Raw genomic sequence first — 16,879 nt, 5'->3', positions numbered from 1 at the left:
CCTCCTGGCGAGAGGTGGTGCCGACCCGGGGCCAGGTCTAGGTTGGAGCCGTGCGCATCGACATCCTGACCCGTGAGTACCCTCCCCACATCTACGGCGGGGCGGGGGTGCACGTGGCCGAGCTGACCCGCGCCCTGCGCGCTGCCGACGGGGTCGAGGTGCAGGTCCGCGCCTTCGACGACCCCGTGCAGGAGGAGGGCACGGTGGGGTATGCCGTGCCGCCCGGCCTCGAGGAGGCGAACGGTGCGCTGCGCACGCTCGGGGTGGACCTGCTCATGGCCCGGGACGTGGCCGCTGGCGGTGCGGACCTCGTGCACTCCCACACCTGGTACGCCAACCTGGGCGGGCACCTCGGCGGCCTGCTGGCGGGCATCCCGCACGTCGTGAGCGCCCATTCCCTGGAGCCGCTGCGTCCCTGGAAGGCCGAGCAGCTCGGCGGCGGCTACGGCATCTCGTCCATGGCGGAGAAGGTCTCCTACGAGGGGGCGGCCGGGATCATCGCCGTCTCGGCGGGCATGCGCAAGGACATCCTGGCCGCATACCCCTCCGTCGACCCGGCGAAGGTGCACGTGGTGCACAACGGCATCGACTCCTCCCTGTGGCAGCGCGACACCTCGGACGCGGCGGCCGCCTTCGTGCGGGAGAGAGGGCTGGACCCCCAGGGCCGTACGGTCGTCTTCCTGGGGCGGATCACCCGCCAGAAGGGGCTGCCCTACCTGCTGCGTGCCCTGCGGGCGGTGGACCACGACGTCCAGATCGTGCTGCTGGCGGGGGCTCCGGACACCCCGCAGATCGAGCAGGAGGTCATCGGCCTGGTGGACCAGCTCCGGGAGGAGCGCGGGGCGGGGGCGGCCCCGGTCGTCTGGATCGGGGAGATGCTGCCCCGGGACAAGGTCATCGCGATCCTGTCGCACTCCACCGTCTTCGTCACCCCGTCGGTCTACGAGCCGCTGGGCATCGTCAACCTGGAGGCGATGGCGTGCGGTCTGCCGGTCGTGGCCACCGCGACCGGCGGCATCCCGGAGGTCGTGGACGACGGGCGGACGGGCTGGCTGGTGCCGATCGAGCAGGTCACCGACGGCACGGGGACACCGGTGGACGAGGACGCGTTCGTGCGCGACCTCGGTGACGCCCTGGTCGAGGCGCTCGCCGACCCCGAGGAGGCACGTCGTCGCGGGGAGGCGGGCCGGGTGCGAGCGGTGGAGAGCTTCTCGTGGTCGACGATCGCCGAGCGGACCCTGGAGGTCTACCGGGCCGTGCAGGAGGGGCGGGCCCCCGACCTCCCCGGCCAGGACGGGTGAGCGGGCACGTCCTGCCGGCCAGCGTCCGGGTGGCCCTGTGGGGCACGGCCGCGCTCGCCGGCAGGGTGCCGGTCGCGAAGGTCCCGGAGCGGGCGCTGCCCGACCTGGACGCCTGCACCGGGCTGCGCGAGCAGCTCGGTCTGTGGCGCGACCTCGGCGAGCGGGTCGTCCTGGTGGCCCTGCCGCGTGCGGGTGACGTGACCGGGCTGCCGCGCGGGGGTCCGGACCTGCTGGCGGCGGCGACGCGCGCGCAGGAGTGCGTCCTCGTGCCCGGTCTGGGCGGGGCCCTGGTGCCGCACCTGGAGCAGTTCGGGCCCCCGGGGGACCGGGGGTGGTCGGTCCGCTGGGAGGCCTTCCCCGCGGACCCGCTGCCCACGCACCGGGTCGAGGCGCTGGACCTCGGTCAGGTCGAGCTGGGGCTGCGCGCCGGTCTCGCCGAGCAGACGGCGGTCCTGACCGCGGTCGGGGGAGTGCCCTTCGGCGGGGGCGCCGAGACGTCGTCGGCCCGGGCACGGGCGGCCGTGCGCACCGGTACGCTCGGAGGGTCCTGGGGCCTGCCGGACGGCGTGCCGCCGCGGGCCGCCCGCGTCGTCGACCTCGCGGGCACGGTCCTCGAGCTGGCCGACGCGGGCCTTGACGACGGCGCCCAGTCGCTGGACGCCGGGACCACCACGACCCGCACCCGGGCGCTGCGGGACCTCCAGGCCGCCGCCACCCGCGCGCTCGCCGACGCCACCAACGCCGCCGCCCTCGCGCTGGCCGGCTGGCGCTGACCCGGCCCCATCAGTCCACCGACAGGCCGCGCCCGGGCGGCGGGGGAGCGGCACGGACGAACTAGAGTGGGCCGCCATGAGCGATGTCCTCGAATTTGCCGGGGTCGGCGTGCGCCGCGGCACGACCGACCTGCTCAAGGGGGTGGACTGGTCGGTCGAGGAGGGCGAGCGCTGGGTCGTCCTGGGGCCTAACGGCGCCGGCAAGACCACGTTGCTGCAGCTGGCGGCCGCCCGCATGCACCCGACGACGGGCGTGGCCGGCGTCCTGGGCGAGGTGCTGGGGACGGTCGACGTCTTCGACCTGCGTCCGCGCATCGGCGTCTCCAGCGCCGCGGTCGCCGACCGCATCCCGGACGAGGAGCGGGTGAGCGACGTGGTCGTCACCGCGGCCTACGGCGTCCTGGGCCGCTGGCGAGAGGAGTATGACGTGTCCGACGAGCAGCGCGCCGCCGAGCTGCTCCAGGCCCTGGGGGTCGCGCACCTGGCCCAGCGCCGGTTCGGCACCCTGTCCGAGGGCGAGCGCAAACGGGTGCAGATCGCCCGCGCCCTGATGACCGACCCCGAGCTCATGCTGCTCGACGAGCCCGCCGCGGGCCTGGACCTGAGGGGCCGGGAGGACCTCGTCGGCCGGCTCAGCCTGCTCGCCCAGGATCTGGAGGCACCCGCCCTGGTCCTGGTCACCCACCACGTCGAGGAGATCCCGCCCGGGTTCACCGACATCCTGCTGCTGCGCGACGGCGAGGTCGTCGCCGCCGGCCCGCTGGAGCTCACCCTCACCGCCGACAACCTCTCCGCGGCCTTCGGCATACCCCTCGTCGTCGACCGGCACGGCGAGCGCTGGGCGGCGCGGGCCGCCCAGCCGGGGCAGGATGACCCGTCGGCCGTACCGGCCGGCGCCGAGACCACCGGGTGAGCGTCTGGGAGGTCCTGGCGATCATCCTCGCCGGCCTCGCGGCCGGGACCATCAACACCATCGTCGGGTCCGGCACCCTGGTCACCTTCCCGACCCTGCTCTTCTTCGGCTACCCGCCGGTCTCGGCGAACATCTCCAACAGCCTCGGACTGGTGCCCGGTGGCCTGACCGGGGCCTGGGGCTACCGGCACGAGCTGCGCTCGCTGGGCCCCATGCTGCGGCGGCTGGCCCCCGCCTCGCTCCTCGGGTCCGTCCTTGGTGCCCTGCTGCTGCTCGTCCTGCCCCCTGCCGCCTTCGAGGCGATCGTGCCGGTCCTCATCGCCCTGGCGCTGCTCCTGGTGATCCTCGGGCCCCGGCTGCAGCGCTGGGCGGCCGCCCACCACGCCGAGCGCATCACCCCTGGCCGCTGGGTCGTCCTCCTGCTGGGCGTCCTGGTCGCCGGGATGTACGGCGGCTACTTCGGTGCCGCCCAGGGCGTGCTCCTGCTCGGGATCATGAGCATCTTGCTGCCGCTGCGGCTCCAGCAGATGAACGGCATCAAGAACGTCCTGGGCATGATCGTCAACTTCGTCGCCGCGATGGTCTTCCTCGTGGTGGCGCCCGAGCACGTGAACTGGACCATCGTCCTGCTCATCTCCATCGGCTCGCTGCTCGGCGGGGTCGTCGGCGCCCGCGTCGGACGCGCCATGCCTCCCTGGCTGCTGCGGGCGGTCATCGTCGTCATCGGCACCGTCGCGATCCTCAACCTGGTCCTGTGAGCGGCCCGGTGGACGCTGCGCAGCCGGGCATCCCGCCCGTGCTGCCCCCCGGCTGCACGTGGGTGGACGACCCCACCCAGGAGCGGCTGCGCGACTACGTGTCGCTGACCGACGTCGCCCTGCGGCGGGTGGTCGAACCCGAGCGGGGCCTCTACATGGCCGAGTCCGAGAAGGTCATCCGGCGCGCCCTCGGTGCGGGGCACCGGTTGCGCTCCCTGCTGATGACCCCGCGCTGGGTGCAGGAGTGGCCGGACCTGCTGCGCACCGCGCAGGAGCAGGACGCGCCGGTCTACGTCGCCTCGCCGCGGGTGGCGGAGGAACTCACCGGCTTCCACCTGCACCGGGGGGTCCTGGCCGCCATGCACCGTCCCGAGCTGCCGTCGGTGGCCTCCGTGGTGGCCGGTGCCCGGCGCGTGGCGGTGCTGGAGGACGTCGTCGACCACACCAACGTGGGGGCGGCCTTCCGCTCGGCCGCGGCGCTCGGGGTCGACGCCGTGCTCGTCACGCCGCGCTGCGCCGACCCCCTCTACCGCCGCTCCGTGCGCGTGTCGATGGGCACGGTCTTCCAGGTGCCCTGGACGCGGATCGACCCCTGGCCCGGCGGGATCGACCTGCTGCACGAGGGCGGGTTCACCGTCGCCGCGCTGGCCCTCGCCGATGACGCGGTGAGCCTGGACGACCTCCAGGCCGCCCCGCCCGAGCGACTGGCCCTGGTCCTGGGGACCGAGGGCGACGGTCTGGGCCGACGCACGGTGGAGGCCGCCGACCTCGTCGTGCGCATCCCCATGGGCGGGGGAGTGGACAGCCTCAACGTCGCCGCCGCCTCAGCCGTGGCCTTCTGGGCGCTGCGGCCCCCGGGCTGAGACCGGTCAGAGCTCCAGCCCGAGGCCCTCGACGACGTCGGCCGCAGGCAGCTGCGCGGCCAGCGACCCGGGCAGGCGCAGCTTGGAGCGCCGCAGACCGGATCCGACGACGATCCGCTCCCTCCCGGTCACCGCGGCGTCCACGAGCACCCGCCACCCGGCGGGCAGGCCCAGGGGCGTGATGCCGCCGTGCTCCATACCGGTCCGCCCCACCGCCTCGTCCATGGCCATGAAGGAGCACTTGCGCACGTCCAGCGCCCTGCGCACCGTCCGGTTGACGTCGGCCCGGGTGTGCCCCAGGACCAGGGCCGCGCACACCCGCTCCTCACCGGCCCGGGCTCCCGACACGACGATGCAGTTGGCCATGTCCTGCAAGTCCATGCCGGTCTCGCGCACCAGGACGGCGGTGTCGGCGTGGTCGGGATGGATCTCGGCGACCTCGACGCGCTCGGCGAGCGCGGGCGGCATACCCTCCAGCGCGCGGCGCACGGGCTCCGCGAGCAGGTCCGGACGTCCCAGGGCGGGGCCCCAGGCCAGGGTCACAGCTGGTAGGTGCCGGTGATGGACCCGCGGGCCAGGACGTTGCCGAGCACGGTGAACTGCGCTTTGGCGACGGAGGCGGAGGCGTCCAACCCGGTCGAGTCGGTGTCGAGGGCCCAGACCGTGAAGATGTAGCGGTGGGCCGGGTCGCCCTCCGGCGGCGCGGCCCCGCCCCAGTCCTTGGTGCCGTAGTCGTTGGCCAGCGTGACCGCCCCGCCGGGGCCGACACCGACCTCGCCGGCGCCGGAGGGGAGCGAGGTCACCTCGGCCGGGATGCCCAGGACCGCCCAGTGGTGGAAGCCGCCCAGCACCGGTGCGTCCGGGTCGTGGCAGACCAGCAGGTAGGACTTCGTGCCCTCGGGAGCGCCGCTCCACGACAGTTGCGGAGAGACGTTGCCGAAGCCGAAGCCGGCGTTGCGCGGCAGCGGTCCCTGGTCGGCGAAGTCCTCGCTGGTCACCTGCAGCTCGGCCGGGGCGGCGGGGAGGTGGTCCAGGGGGTCGGGGGGGAAGGTGCGCTCCAGGTTCATGACCCCGAACCTAGCCAACGCGCAGGCCTTCCGCACGGCAGGGGCTGCACGACCGGCGGTGGCGGGCGGTGGCCGGGCGGGAGCGTGGCAGAGTGATGGGTGTGGCGGCGGACGATCGACGGTGCATCCTGCACCTGGACCTCGACGCCTTCTTCGCCGCGGTCGAGCAACGTGACAAGCCCTCCCTGCGGGGCCGCCCGGTCGTCGTCGGCGGGCTCGGCCCCCGCGGCGTGGTGTCGACGGCGTCCTACGAGGCGCGTCGCTACGGCGCCCGTTCGGCGATGCCGATGATGGACGCCCGCCGCCGCTGCCCGGCGGGCACCGCCTTCCTCACGGTGCGCTTCGAGGCCTACCGCACGAGCTCCGGGGTGGTCATGGACCTGCTGCGCGGGCGCTCCCCGCTGGTGGAGCAGGTCTCCGTCGACGAGGCGTACGTCGACCTCACGGCGGCGCCGGACCCACCCGGTTGGGAGGAAGGCCGGCTGGAGGCATGGTGCGCCCGCCTGCTGGAGGAGATCGCGGCGCAGACCGGTGGTCTGACGGCCAGCGTGGGGGTGGCGACCAGCAAGATGATGGCCAAGCTGGCCAGCGAGATGGACAAGCCCGCGGGGACGACGATCGTCCGGCCGGGGGAGGAGCTGACCGTCCTGCACCCGCTGAGCGTCCGGGCCATCCCCGGCATCGGTCCCGCGACCGCCTCCAGGCTGCACGGCTTCGGCGTCGACACCGTGGCCGACCTCGCGCGGGTGACCGAGACCGACCTCGTGGCGATCTTCGGCACGGCGCAGGGGACGGCGCTGCACCGCCTGGCGAGGGCGGAGGACGACCGGGCCGTCGTGTCCGAGCGGGAGGCGAAGTCGATCTCGGTGGAGGAGACCTTCGCGTCGGACATCACCGACCGGGCCGTCCTGGAGGCCGAGCTCGGACGGATGGCGACCCGGCTCGCCGCCCGGCTGGGGGCCTCGGAGGTCTTCGCCCGGACGATCACCGTGAAGGCCCGGGAGCACGACTTCACCACGCACACGCGGTCGGGCACGCTGCCGTTCGCGACGGGGGACCGGGCGGTGATCCTGCGGGAGGGGCGGCGCCTGCTGGGGTCCCTCGACGTGAGCGGGGGACTTCGGCTGCTGGGGCTCGGGGTGGCCGGGCTGACGGGGCACGCTCAGGAGGAGCTGGCCCTGGACACCGTCTATCCGCGGCCGGACGGGATGGGGCTCCCGGACGCGGTCGGCGGGCCGACCGATCCCGGCGGGTCGCCGTCGACCGGGGACCCGGTGACGCCCGGCGACCTGCTGGCCCGTCCCGGTGCGGGCTGGCGCACGGGGCAGGACGTCCGGCACGACAAGCACGGCCCAGGCTGGGTATGGGGCAGCGGCCGGGGGGTGGTGACGGTCCGGTTCGAGGGGCCGACGACCGGTCCCGGACCGGTCCGCTCCTTCCGGGACAGCGACCCCGCCCTTCACCTCGCGGGTCCCCCGGACTGGCGCGGGGCACCCGTGCAGGCGTGCTAATCTTGTCCGTCGTTGCCCGCTCCCCCGAGCGAGCAGCACCACCTGTCCGGGTGGCGGAATGGCAGACGCGCTAGCTTGAGGTGCTAGTGCCCTTAACGGGCGTGGGGGTTCAAGTCCCCCTCCGGACACAAGGCATGCTCTGACCTGCGGAAACGCGTCCATTTTGACGTCGGCGACTTGAACTCCGTCGCGCTGGTCAGATCCGCCGTGCTGACGAACGCGCCGTGCCCGCTGTGGGGTGGCTGCAACGATCGCGGCAGCGGTTACGCGCAGGACTCGTCCTCGGGGTCCTCTTCAGCCTGTGGCAAGAAGATGATCCCCCGCTCGAGATCGACCCGAGCACCTGCGGATCAGCATCCGCCTCCGAACCGCGAAGCTGAGCCTCGATCCGCTTCCGATCTCGCTCTTCGGCCAGATGCTCATGGTCAGGGTTGAGAATCTCGTCCCGGCTCATGGCGCCACCCCTTCCTGGCCTTGACCCTAGCGTCGGACGCCGAGAGCTCCGCCGGGGCGCGAGAGCACGCCACCGCAGCGGCGGGGAGTGTCCCGCGGAGCACTCTCGGCTGTGACCGGTCAACCGACCGGCGGCATGAGAGTGAGACGGGTGCGGCCTTGGGGGTCAGCCGTTGGCCGTCGGTAAGTATGGTGCTAGCCCCGGTCTTTCATGAGGTCGGGCTGGTTGGCTCGGCGCGAGCGTGATGGTCATCGCCTTTCGGATTCGGCGCGTGGACGTGGGGTAGCGCCGGCTGGCGCTGCCGGGCTGCGGTTCTCCGGGTTCCTGGTCGTGAGCGGACGGGGCGGTCAGGGGTGTCGGGGGATGGCGGCGATGTTCGCGAAGACCGCGACGATCGCTGCCGCCCAGGGCCAGGACCTCGGGATCCGCAGCCGTCGGCGACGGGCGGCGTGGGTGAGCCGGGCGGGGACGTGCAGGAACCGGTAGCGCAGCGCCTTGGGCTCGCACGCGGCCAGGGGTTTGGCCTCACCGGTCAGGGCCAGCAGACGGGTCCAGGCGATGAGGTCGGCGGCGATGCCGGTCAGCAGCAGCCAGGTCTGGTTGATGCCGAACTCTCGTGAGGGAAAGCGTCCCAGGCCGGAATCCTTGCGTGCCGGATGCGGTCCTCCACGCGGGCATGGGCGCGGTGGCGGGCCTCCAGGAACGCCAGCTGCCCGACGGCAGTGTTGGTGACGAACGCCTGGTAACGCCACCCGTCGGCCTCCTCGAACAGGGACAGCTGCGCACCGGGGTGGGGCCGCTCACGGCGCACGATGACCCGCATCCCCTCGGGCCACGTCGCGAGCAGGTCCGCGTCGATGAGGCCGGTCAGCTCGGCGACGTGCCCGCCTTCGCGCACACCACCGTCGGCGTCCACGCCGGGGTCCAGGTCTGCTTGGGCACCAGGACGATCGCGCCGCGGACCTGCTCGGTGAGCGCGAACCCGACGGAGTACTCCACCCGGCGGCCGCGGACCTTGCCCTGGGCGGTGAGCCAGTCCAGCAGGTCGTGCGAGGCACCGGCCCCGTCGGAGCGGACCAGCAGGTCCTTGCGGTGGGTGCCGGGGACCTGGGCGATCGCCGCAGCCAGGACCTCGATGTGATCGACGGCCGTGTTCGACCCGGCACGACCGGTGCGCAGCTTCGCGGCCAGAAACTCACTCGTGTTGTCGCACCACACGCCCAGGGGGTGGAACCCGAAGGTCCGCTTGAAGGTCGGCGCCGCCTGTTCCTTCTCGCTGTGCGCGATCACGATCGTGGCATCCACATCGAGCACGACGACCTGTCCCAGGTCGCTCCCGGCGACCTTGCTGGCCGGCAACCCACCGGGGATCAGGGACCAAACGCGGCGCCGGACCCTGGCCCTCGCGGCGGCGATCTTCCTGGCCCGGGCCGGTGTGACCTCGTCCAGAGCACGCCACACCGTCGGTGGTGAGGCGACCGGCCCGAGCACGCCGCCCTGGTGGCGCAGCACGTCAATGTCGGCGATCGCCTCCCCGCCGTCGGCGAGCATCACCGCCACGTCGCTCAGCACCTGGCCGCGGTCGTGGACCGGCACGAACGAACGGCGGGCCATCGCCGCGGACAGCTCCCCGGTCAGGCCGGTGCGCTCGGCCAGCAGGCGCAGCCCCACACTGCCCGCGTGGGCCACCACGCCGACACCATCAGCAGAGACGGACAACCCCGACGACCACGACGTACGCTTCACTTACCGAGTGCTTCCTGCTGGGCGACCTGGGACCTTAGACAAGTCCAAGTCTTCCCTGATCAGGGAGCACTTCGGTGCTTCTACACGCCGATCACACCACCACCCCGTGAACGATCCGGGCTAGGCGTGCGAGTTCCTGAGGTTGTGGACTATGCCGCCTTCCTGCCCGCCGCTTGGGGTGAGCGGGTGGATTACGCTCCCGAGCAGGACCGGTGGGAATGGCACGGCCACGACGTTCACGTCTACCGCCGCCGCAGCCCCGAAGCGCGGGTCCGGGTCATCGTCGTGCATGGTGCCGGAGGAAACAGCAGCGCCTTGTGGCCCATTGCCTCTCTACTGCCGCCGGAGCAGTTCGACCTGTCAGCCGTGGATCTGCCCCTGTACGGCAAGACGGTATCGCCGGACCCGTCCTCGGTGCGGTACCAGCACTGGGTCGACATGCTCTGTGACTTCGTGGCTGCTGAGGACGACGGGAGACCGCTGCTCCTTCTGGGCGCCAGCGTGGGAGCCATGCTCGCCTATGAGGTCGCCGCACGCTGCGGGCGTGTTGCGGTCGTCGTGGCCACATGCCTGCTCGACCCTCGCGACCGGCGTGTCCAGCGGGTGCTGACCAGGTTCGGCCCTGCAGGTGTGCTCGCCGGGCCTTTAGCGAGGCGGCTTCCTGACAGGCTGTCGGGGCTGCGGGTGCCCATGTCGTGGGTAGCCGCGCTGGACAAGATGAGCCGCAACGCCGGACTGTCGAAGCTCTGCGCCAGCGACCCCCGGGGCGGAGGGGCACACGTGCCTCTTGGCTTTCTCGCCTCCTACATGACGTACCAACACGTCCAGCCCGAGCAGATGCGCACCCCCGTCATTCTCGCGCACCCGGACAAGGATGCCTGGACGCCCCTGGAGGTGAGCATCCGATGGTTCCAAAGAATTGCAGGTCCGACCGAACTGGTCAGGCTGCGTGGCTGCGGCCACTTCCCCATAGAAGAGCCCGGACTCTCCAGCCTCCTAGGCAGACTCACAGGCCTGGCACCGGACATCGAGACGGCAATCGAGCGCGCGACGGGCAGCCCTCCCAACTCGCGCTGAGCCCGGATCCCCCGTCGCGGCATGTGCGTGCGTAGTCGCCTGTAATACACTTGAGTATGAGCGAACCGTTCGACCTGGAAGCGCTCGATGACATCGAGCCCTTCGAGATCGACAAGCAAGCCGCTCACCTGTTCAAGCATCCGCACCTGGGGATGGACGACGTGATCGATGCGTGGAGCAGCGACCCGCTGTTCTACCCGGCCAAGCCGCCCGCTCATTGGCTGATGCTCGCGGAAGTCAGTGGGCGAGTACTCATCGTGCCGCTGGCTCCATCTCGATCGGGCGATCCGAGCAAGTGCCGACCGATCGGCTGCTACGAGGCGTCTTCGGGCCTCGCCGCTACGTACCGGAGGGACCGTGATGAGCACTGAGGACAGCCGGCCGATGACGCCGGAGCAGGAGTACCACTTCTACGCCGACCCGCGCAATCAGGAGCCCCAGGGACCTCCGCGTCGTCGCAAGCGTCCACTGAGCACGCCCGTGCCGGTGCGCTTCCCAGCGGACCTGCTCGAGGAAGTGAAGCGCGCTGCCGCAGCTGACGACCGTTCAGTCTCAGCCTGGATCCGCCGAGCCGTCGAGCACGAGCTGTCTCGCCCCGCCTGACCCCCTGAGCCTGAGCCCAGCACGCGGGCAGCGGCATGACCGAGAGTCTGACTGAGGGGCTTCGGAGAGTCACAGGCGGTACAGACGTCCAGGTCATGCACGTCGAACGACCCTGCTTCGTAGCCGGTCCGAAGCCGACGCAGCCGAGCGGCACACGCCACAACGAGCTCGCGGCCACCGATGACACCAGGTGTGCGCGGTCCCGAGCCGAGTGGACGAAGACCTCCTCACCGAAGCCCTGCTGGATGCCGTCACCGTTGGCGCGAAGCTTCATGGAATGCCCGTCGACACGGCCACGCTCGCCGGCCAGTTCCACCCGGATGGGGCGCCAATCCACGATGAGCTGGTACCCGCGTTCGCCGAGGCTGATATGGAGGGTCTGTTTGTCAAGTGGGCGCGCCGGATCAGCCTCGCGTTCGGCTCTTTGTGCGTGAGGTTACCGGGTCGGGGTGACCGTGGGGGTCTGCGCCTGGTCAGCGTGTCGTTGGCGACGCGTGGTCAAAGCTGATATGCGCGGGTTGGTTACCGCAGGGCCGTGTGTTCGGCGGGAGCGGGACCGCGGTCTAGAGATCGAGCGTGGGCCCGAGGCGACCCGTCCCGCTGGGACGGTCCTCGTGCCTGCTCATAGCCTCGTCGCGGGTCGCTCCTCACGCTGCTCGGGCCCAGGTCGCTGACCCCCACGGTCAGCTTGTGGGTGGCGCGCTACTGGTCGGGCAGCACGGCCAGGGACCAGCACCAGCCGGCCAGCTCGCGGGCGACGGCGACGTTGGCCAGGACGGGGCGCTTCCTGCGCTCGGCGTAGCCGACCCAGCGCCGGTGCAGCCGGTGGTTGCCGGCCTGGGCGCGGGCGACCGCTGCGGGCGTGGCGCGCTCCCAGCGGCGGCGCAGGATCGCGGTGGGTCGGTAGGGCTTGCGGTGGTGCCAGGCCGCCTCGACCAGCAGCCGGCGCACATGGGTGTTGCCGGTCTTGGTGATCGAGCCCTGGGAGCGTCTGGTCCCCGAGGAGGACTCGGTGGGGACCAGGCCGAGGTAGGCGCCGATGCTGGAGCCGGTGAACCGGTCCCAGTCGCCGATCTCCACGGCCAGGGCGACCGAGGTCAGCGTGGAGATCCCGCGCAGGCACGCCAGCCGGGACGCCACGGGCACGTACTCGCCCTCGGTCGCCAGGACGGCGACCTGCTCGTCCAGGCGGTCCCGTCGGCCGCTGGCCAGCACGGCGCTCTCGTAGGCGTCCTCGAACGCGGTCCGGGTCCCGGGCAGCTCGAAACGCTGGCCCAGCAGCCACGCGTCGTGCTTGGCGGTCCAGGCAGCCCCGCCGGAGTAGACGATCCCGTGGCGCAGCAGCAGCTTGGACACCCGGTGCCGGGCCCGCATCAGGTCGCCCCGGGCGGCCTCCCGGGCACGGACCAGGTCGCGGGCCGACTCCTGGGCCTCGGTAGGCACCCGCACCGGCGTGTACTCATCCAGCCGAAGCAGCCGGGCCAGGTGCATCGCGTCCCGGGCATCGGTCTTGACCCGGTCCCCGGAAGGGCGGGCCAGCTTCGAGGGCGCCACCACCTCGCACCGCACCCCTGCCGCCCGCAACGCCCGCGCCAGGCCGTAACCGGTGGGCCCGGCCTCGTAGGCCGTCGCGACCGGCCCGGGCAGGCCACCCAGCCACTCCAGCACGACCTGCTGGTCAGGGACCAGCCTCGCCTTGAACACCTCGCCGGTCACGCCGTCGATCGCCGCAGCCGCGACCGACCGCGCGTGCACGTCCAGGCCGACACTCGTACGCTCTGTGAACACCGGGGCCTCCTACACCTGTGGAAAGGCCGGGCAGGCACCTCCTGCTCGGTAACCCACGAGCATGTGTATTGGAGGCCTCGGCCCGCAACCCCCGCACGGCGCGGCGGTCACTCCATACGGTCTAGACGGAGTGGTCGAGTCGACGAAGAGGCCAAGGTCTCGGTGCTCTCGGGTCTCACGAAAGAGCAGTGCGTCTGCAGTCCACCTCCGTTTGATCTGGTAGGTCGCACCCGGGGCGACCAATCAGTCGACGATCTCTACCACCTCGCCGGCGGGCTCCGTCATCCAATGGCCATGGGAGCCATCTTGAGGACTTACGGCCCGAAATCTCGCGATCGAATCTCGACATCCGCTCCAGGTGCGGCCTTGGCTTGAAAAGCAAGGCTCGTGCGAGGACTTATGGTTCGTAGAGGTCGAGGCTGATGACCTGGATCAGCCCGTCGTCGAGGTAGAGGTCGACGGTGGACCAGGCGAGGCATGAGTCGACGACACCGGGGCCCGGTCGGATGGATACCTGCCGCAGACCTTCGGTGCCTGTCGGGGGTGGTACGGGCGGGCTCGCGCAGTGGGGGTGCGGGCCGGCGGTGATGACGAAGGGGTTCTCCGTCTGCGCCCACCCGGGGCGCGGCGCGAGCAGATCCAGTGCGCTGAACGGGCCGACGTAGGCGCGGAAGTGACCGTCCGGATGATCCAGCTGCCAGGTCTTCGGGTCGGTCAGCTGACTGGCGGGGACGCTCTTGATGTCCTCGGGACCCAGCGCGAGCCGGACGGTCGGGGCCAGGGGCAGCACCGAGGCGTCGATCGTCCCGTCGTCGGCCGTAGCTATGAGCAGCCGAGCCGCACCCAGCTCCTCACCGGTGACGACGTCAGGCAACAGTTCTGTCTCGTCGTACTCGAGGATCAGGTCGGCCAGGTCGTCGGGGAAGAGTGCACGGACATCTTCCGCGTAGGCGCTGTCCGGCGGCTCACTAGGGACGTCAAGGGTCCCACCGTCGAACCGGACGGGCCCCGACTGCTCGCGAGCCTCCCCGTCCGGGGCCTCCAGTGGTTCCCCGGTGCACCGCACCCATGCCCAGGAGGTGTCGTCCTCGGTCCGCAGAACTCTGGCCTGGCAGGCGGCGTCATCGATCCACGTTTCCTGCTCCATCAGGGCCGCGATCGACTCGGCCGTGGCGTGCACCTGCGGGTCTAGCGGGTCCGGGAGATCGACTCTGGGTGCCGGCGCCTCCTCGGTCTGGTCCTCCGGCTCGGTCGATGGGGAGTGCTGGCTCGGATCCCGGCTCACGCCCGCCGGGTCCACCGACGGGCCGGCCAGATGGTCCGGCCCATTCAAAGCCAGGACCAGAGCAGTACCGGTCACCGCCGCGGCAGCCAGGCCCCCGATCCGGACCACCACCCTCCGGCGGCGCCGGGTCGTGGCACCCGCCAGGGCGTCAGGAACCAGGTCTACCTCCTCGACCTGCGAAGCCGCTCGCCGCATGAGGTCACGGATGTCATCGTCCACCGTGCACACCTGCCTGATCTGCTGTAACGCGCTGAGCCTCGAGCGCCTCACGCAGCCGGCGCAACCCGACGTGGGCCTGGCTCTTCACGGTGCGGGCACCGACCCCGAGCGCCTGAGCGATCTCGGCCTCGGGCAGGTCCTCGTAGTAGCGCAGCACGAGCACGGCCCGCTGCTTTTGCGTCAGCCTCAGGAGCGCCTCGCGCACGTCGGCGCCGGCGACCCAGTCGCCGGCGGGGTCGTGCAGGGCCTGCTCCGGGGTCTGGGCGCGGACCTCGATGCGGCGTGTGCGGCGCCAGGCAGAGATGGAGTCGCGATAGATGATGCGTCGGGCGTAGGCCTCCGGCCGGTCATCCCGCAGGCGCGTCCACCGGTCGGCCACCTTGATCAGCGCCTCCTGAACCAGGTCCTTAGCTGATGCCTCGTCTCCCGTCAGCAGCACGGCAGCACGCAGCAAAGCTCCCTGGCGCGATCTCGCCCAAGCGGCGAAGTCGTCCTCCTGCTCCCTGCGCATCCGACCTCCTTTCCTGCCCCGGTAACGCTCCCGGAGTAGCCCAAGGTTGGCACCGGCGGGGAACTGACAGCGAGCACGTACACAGCGCGGCTCAGTGGGGGGATTTGCGCCACTCCGCGCTCGGCCACAGCCAGATCAACCCGATAGCCTTCGAGCACCGTCTTATCCCCAGCGGCAGGCCAAGCGCCGTCACACAAGCCGCTTGACCGATATCCACGAAAAGGAGTCAACCCGACAAGGAAAGCACACCCCGTACAGCATCACGGACGCTTCGCCCAGAGTGCGGCTACGTGTTTCATTGACGTCAGGATCAGGCCCGGCCAGGCTCGGTCCTAGGTGACCGGGGTTGCCGCTCTCAGTGCGGCTGCCCACGCCGTTGGTGTGAGGCTCACATTTGGCCTGCGCTGCCCCGGTCACCGCCAGGGCCGGGAGAGGCTCAAGAGGGGTATGCCCAGCCGAACGTAGCGGTGCCCTCCCAGCTCGACACCACCTGTTGGCACGAGCAAGGGAGCAAGGGCATGGATGAGCAGATCGGCCAGGTCGTGATCGGGATGGACCCGCACAAGCGCAGCGTCACGATCGAGGTGATGACCGCTGATGAGAGCATCGTCGGCGGCGGGCGGTTCGCCACCGACGCAGAGGGGTACGCCCGCCTGCTGGACTACGCCCGGTCCTGGCCGCAGCGGGTGTGGGCGGTCGAGGGCTGCGCCGGGATCGGCAAGCACGTCGCCGACCGCCTCGTCGCCGACGTGAGATGGTGGTCGACGTGCCGGCGAAGATGTCGGCACGGGTGCGGGTCTTCGCCACCGGGCAGGGTCGCAAGACCGACGCCACCGACGCCCATTCCATCGCCCTGGTCGGGGTGCGGATGGCCGGGCTGCGCCCGGTCCTCGCCGACGAGCAGGCCGAGCTGCTGCGGATGTGCGTGGACCGGCGCGCCTCGCTGGGCCGCGAGCACACCCGCAAGGTCTGCCAGCTGCACAGACTCCTGCTCGAGCTCATCCCTGGCGGGGCCAAGCGGTCGCTGTCGGCGGCGCCGGCCAAGGAACTGCTGAAGACGGTCCGCCCGACCACGACGGTGGGCAAGGTCCGCAAAGCTCACGCCGCCGAACTCGTGGCCGACCTGGCCACGATCTACGCGCGCAGCAAGGCCGCGGACAAGGAACTGAAGGCGCTGGTGAAGACGACCGGCACCACCTTGCTCGACCTGCACGGCATCGGTCCCTCCGGCGCCGCCAGGCTGCTCGCCGAGGTCGGTGACGTCACCCGCTTCCCCGACCGCAACCACTTCGCCTCCTGGAACGGCACCGCCCCGATCGACGCCTCCTCCGGGGACCACACCCGCCACCGGCTCTCCCGCAAGGGCAACCGAGCGATCAACCGGGTGCTGCACATCATGGCCGTCGTCCAGTTGCGCAACGCCACCGAGGGCCGGGTCTACTACGACCTCAAGAAAGCCGCCGGGAAGACCTCCATGGAAGCGATGCGCTGCCTCAAACGCCGCCTGTCCGACCTGGTCTACAAGGCGCTGCTCGACGACCTCGCCGAGCACGCGACGACGGGCCCGGGAGGGCACTCGGGTGACGACTCTGACTCCAGCGCGACCGGCTCACAACCCGCTGCCGGCTCTTCGGACAAGCCACTTCCCGGACCCGCCACCACCAAGCCTAGAACCACCCTCCCAGCAGCGTCTTGACACAGAGGGGTGCCAGATCCGGACGTTCGTCCGAGACGCTACTCGTTCTCGTCAGCGCGGGTGGACCGTGGCCGACAGAGCTGTTCGGCCGCCCTCGGGAGGGCTAGACCGAGGGCGACGGAGGCGGGAAGAGCGATCGCCGCCGAGTAGGCCCAACCTGTGCGGGAGAACGCCGTGAACAAGGCACCCAGAGCAACAGCCGATGTCAGCGCTACGGCCGCAGTGAGGAGGAAGTGCGGGAGCCGACCCCAGTGGGAGGTATACATCGAGCCCGCCACTCCGGCTGCGCCACCGCAGACTGCGCCCACCAATAC

The 16,879-nt window shown here is 71.4% G+C and carries 16 protein-coding genes, 1 tRNA gene and 1 pseudogene; 12 read left to right on the top strand and 6 right to left on the bottom strand.

Annotated elements, in window-relative coordinates; all coding sequences use genetic code 11:
- Window positions 1–50: 50 nt before the first annotated feature.
- The 5 genes from glgA to E3Z34_RS18260 all read left to right on the top strand — a co-directional run bounded on the left by glgA (window position 51) and on the right by E3Z34_RS18260 (window position 4,608).
- Window positions 51–1,301 carry a glycogen synthase gene (gene glgA, locus E3Z34_RS09840; protein WP_134773446.1) on the top strand — a complete coding sequence of 417 codons (1,251 nt, stop codon included), beginning with the start codon at window positions 51–53 and terminating at the stop codon, window positions 1,299–1,301.
- Window positions 1,298–2,074, top strand: coding sequence for a hypothetical protein (locus tag E3Z34_RS09835; protein ID WP_134773445.1), 777 nt, complete (start codon window positions 1,298–1,300; stop codon window positions 2,072–2,074). Before glgA ends, E3Z34_RS09835 begins: the two co-directional genes overlap by 4 nt.
- Window positions 2,075–2,150: 76 nt before the next feature.
- A complete protein-coding gene (locus E3Z34_RS09830) occupies window positions 2,151–2,987 on the top strand; it encodes an ABC transporter ATP-binding protein (protein ID WP_134773444.1) in 837 nt (278 codons plus the stop codon).
- Complete coding sequence (locus tag E3Z34_RS18265; protein WP_202976941.1) at window positions 2,984–3,745, top strand: sulfite exporter TauE/SafE family protein; 762 nt, start codon at window positions 2,984–2,986, stop codon at window positions 3,743–3,745. The genes E3Z34_RS09830 and E3Z34_RS18265 overlap by 4 nt, the downstream gene beginning before the upstream one ends.
- A gap of 41 nt (window positions 3,746–3,786) precedes the next feature.
- Window positions 3,787–4,608, top strand: a complete 822-nt coding sequence (locus E3Z34_RS18260; protein ID WP_202977099.1) for a TrmH family RNA methyltransferase — start codon at window positions 3,787–3,789, stop codon at window positions 4,606–4,608.
- A gap of 6 nt (window positions 4,609–4,614) precedes the next feature.
- On the opposite strand, the gene E3Z34_RS09820 is transcribed toward E3Z34_RS18260, so the two are convergent.
- The gene (locus E3Z34_RS09820; protein WP_238695106.1) at window positions 4,615–5,151 is read right to left on the bottom strand and encodes a YbaK/EbsC family protein; all 537 of its coding nucleotides are present in this window, start codon (window positions 5,149–5,151) and stop codon (window positions 4,615–4,617) included.
- Window positions 5,148–5,675 carry a YbhB/YbcL family Raf kinase inhibitor-like protein gene (locus E3Z34_RS09815; RefSeq protein WP_134773443.1) on the bottom strand — a complete coding sequence of 176 codons (528 nt, stop codon included), beginning with the start codon at window positions 5,673–5,675 and terminating at the stop codon, window positions 5,148–5,150. Before E3Z34_RS09815 ends, E3Z34_RS09820 begins: the two co-directional genes overlap by 4 nt.
- Window positions 5,676–5,776: 101 nt before the next feature.
- Here E3Z34_RS09815 and E3Z34_RS09810 point away from each other — a divergent pair, with 101 nt between their 5' ends.
- Window positions 5,777–7,186: a DNA polymerase IV gene (locus E3Z34_RS09810; RefSeq protein WP_238695105.1), complete on the top strand. Its 1,410-nt coding sequence runs from the start codon at window positions 5,777–5,779 to the stop codon at window positions 7,184–7,186.
- A gap of 44 nt (window positions 7,187–7,230) precedes the next feature.
- Window positions 7,231–7,314: transfer RNA gene (locus E3Z34_RS09805), tRNA-Leu, on the top strand.
- Window positions 7,315–7,987: 673 nt separating this feature from the next.
- Here E3Z34_RS09805 and E3Z34_RS09800 read toward each other — a convergent pair.
- Window positions 7,988–9,386 (bottom strand): annotated as a pseudogene (locus E3Z34_RS09800) (IS1380 family transposase).
- Between the two features lie 186 nt (window positions 9,387–9,572).
- Between E3Z34_RS09800 and E3Z34_RS09795 the strand changes: the two are divergent.
- The 4 genes from E3Z34_RS09795 to E3Z34_RS09780 all read left to right on the top strand — a co-directional run bounded on the left by E3Z34_RS09795 (window position 9,573) and on the right by E3Z34_RS09780 (window position 11,574).
- Window positions 9,573–10,463, top strand: coding sequence for an alpha/beta fold hydrolase (locus tag E3Z34_RS09795; RefSeq protein WP_202976940.1), 891 nt, complete (start codon window positions 9,573–9,575; stop codon window positions 10,461–10,463).
- Window positions 10,464–10,519: 56 nt separating this feature from the next.
- Window positions 10,520–10,834, top strand: coding sequence for a hypothetical protein (locus tag E3Z34_RS09790; protein ID WP_134773441.1), 315 nt, complete (start codon window positions 10,520–10,522; stop codon window positions 10,832–10,834).
- Window positions 10,824–11,066, top strand: coding sequence for a YlcI/YnfO family protein (locus E3Z34_RS09785; protein ID WP_134773440.1), 243 nt, complete (start codon window positions 10,824–10,826; stop codon window positions 11,064–11,066). The genes E3Z34_RS09790 and E3Z34_RS09785 overlap by 11 nt, the downstream gene beginning before the upstream one ends.
- Window positions 11,067–11,277: 211 nt before the next feature.
- Window positions 11,278–11,574 carry a hypothetical protein gene (locus E3Z34_RS09780; RefSeq protein WP_134773439.1) on the top strand — a complete coding sequence of 99 codons (297 nt, stop codon included), beginning with the start codon at window positions 11,278–11,280 and terminating at the stop codon, window positions 11,572–11,574.
- A 194-nt stretch (window positions 11,575–11,768) separates the two neighbouring features.
- Here E3Z34_RS09780 and E3Z34_RS09775 read toward each other — a convergent pair whose 3' ends face one another.
- The 3 genes from E3Z34_RS09775 to E3Z34_RS09765 form a co-directional block, all read right to left on the bottom strand.
- Window positions 11,769–12,854, bottom strand: coding sequence for an IS110 family RNA-guided transposase (locus tag E3Z34_RS09775; RefSeq protein ID WP_134773438.1), 1,086 nt, complete (start codon window positions 12,852–12,854; stop codon window positions 11,769–11,771).
- A 397-nt stretch (window positions 12,855–13,251) separates the two neighbouring features.
- A complete protein-coding gene (locus E3Z34_RS09770) occupies window positions 13,252–14,358 on the bottom strand; it encodes a hypothetical protein (protein WP_134773437.1) in 1,107 nt (368 codons plus the stop codon).
- Window positions 14,348–14,869 carry a SigE family RNA polymerase sigma factor gene (locus E3Z34_RS09765; RefSeq protein ID WP_134773436.1) on the bottom strand — a complete coding sequence of 174 codons (522 nt, stop codon included), beginning with the start codon at window positions 14,867–14,869 and terminating at the stop codon, window positions 14,348–14,350. Before E3Z34_RS09765 ends, E3Z34_RS09770 begins: the two co-directional genes overlap by 11 nt.
- Window positions 14,870–15,635: 766 nt before the next feature.
- Here E3Z34_RS09765 and E3Z34_RS09760 point away from each other — a divergent pair.
- Entirely contained in the window at window positions 15,636–16,565 is a 930-nt protein-coding gene (locus tag E3Z34_RS09760) for a transposase (RefSeq protein WP_238695104.1), read from the top strand.
- The last annotated feature ends 314 nt before the right edge of the window (window positions 16,566–16,879 follow it).

Origin of the sequence: Ornithinimicrobium flavum, from assembly GCF_004526345.1 — a bacterium.
Classification (GTDB): Bacteria; Actinomycetota; Actinomycetes; order Actinomycetales; family Dermatophilaceae; genus Ornithinicoccus; species Ornithinicoccus flavus.
This window is presented reverse-complemented; position numbering and strand designations above follow the sequence as displayed.

Coding starts and splice junctions, on each gene's coding strand:
- E3Z34_RS09830 (WP_134773444.1), top strand. CDS start 2,151: ATGAGCGATGTCCTCGAATTTGCCGGGGTCGGCGTGCGCCGCGGCACG.
- E3Z34_RS09815 (WP_134773443.1), bottom strand. CDS start 5,675: ATGAACCTGGAGCGCACCTTCCCCCCCGACCCCCTGGACCACCTCCCC.
- E3Z34_RS09790 (WP_134773441.1), top strand. CDS start 10,520: ATGAGCGAACCGTTCGACCTGGAAGCGCTCGATGACATCGAGCCCTTC.
- E3Z34_RS09785 (WP_134773440.1), top strand. CDS start 10,824: ATGAGCACTGAGGACAGCCGGCCGATGACGCCGGAGCAGGAGTACCAC.
- E3Z34_RS09765 (WP_134773436.1), bottom strand. CDS start 14,869: ATGCGCAGGGAGCAGGAGGACGACTTCGCCGCTTGGGCGAGATCGCGC.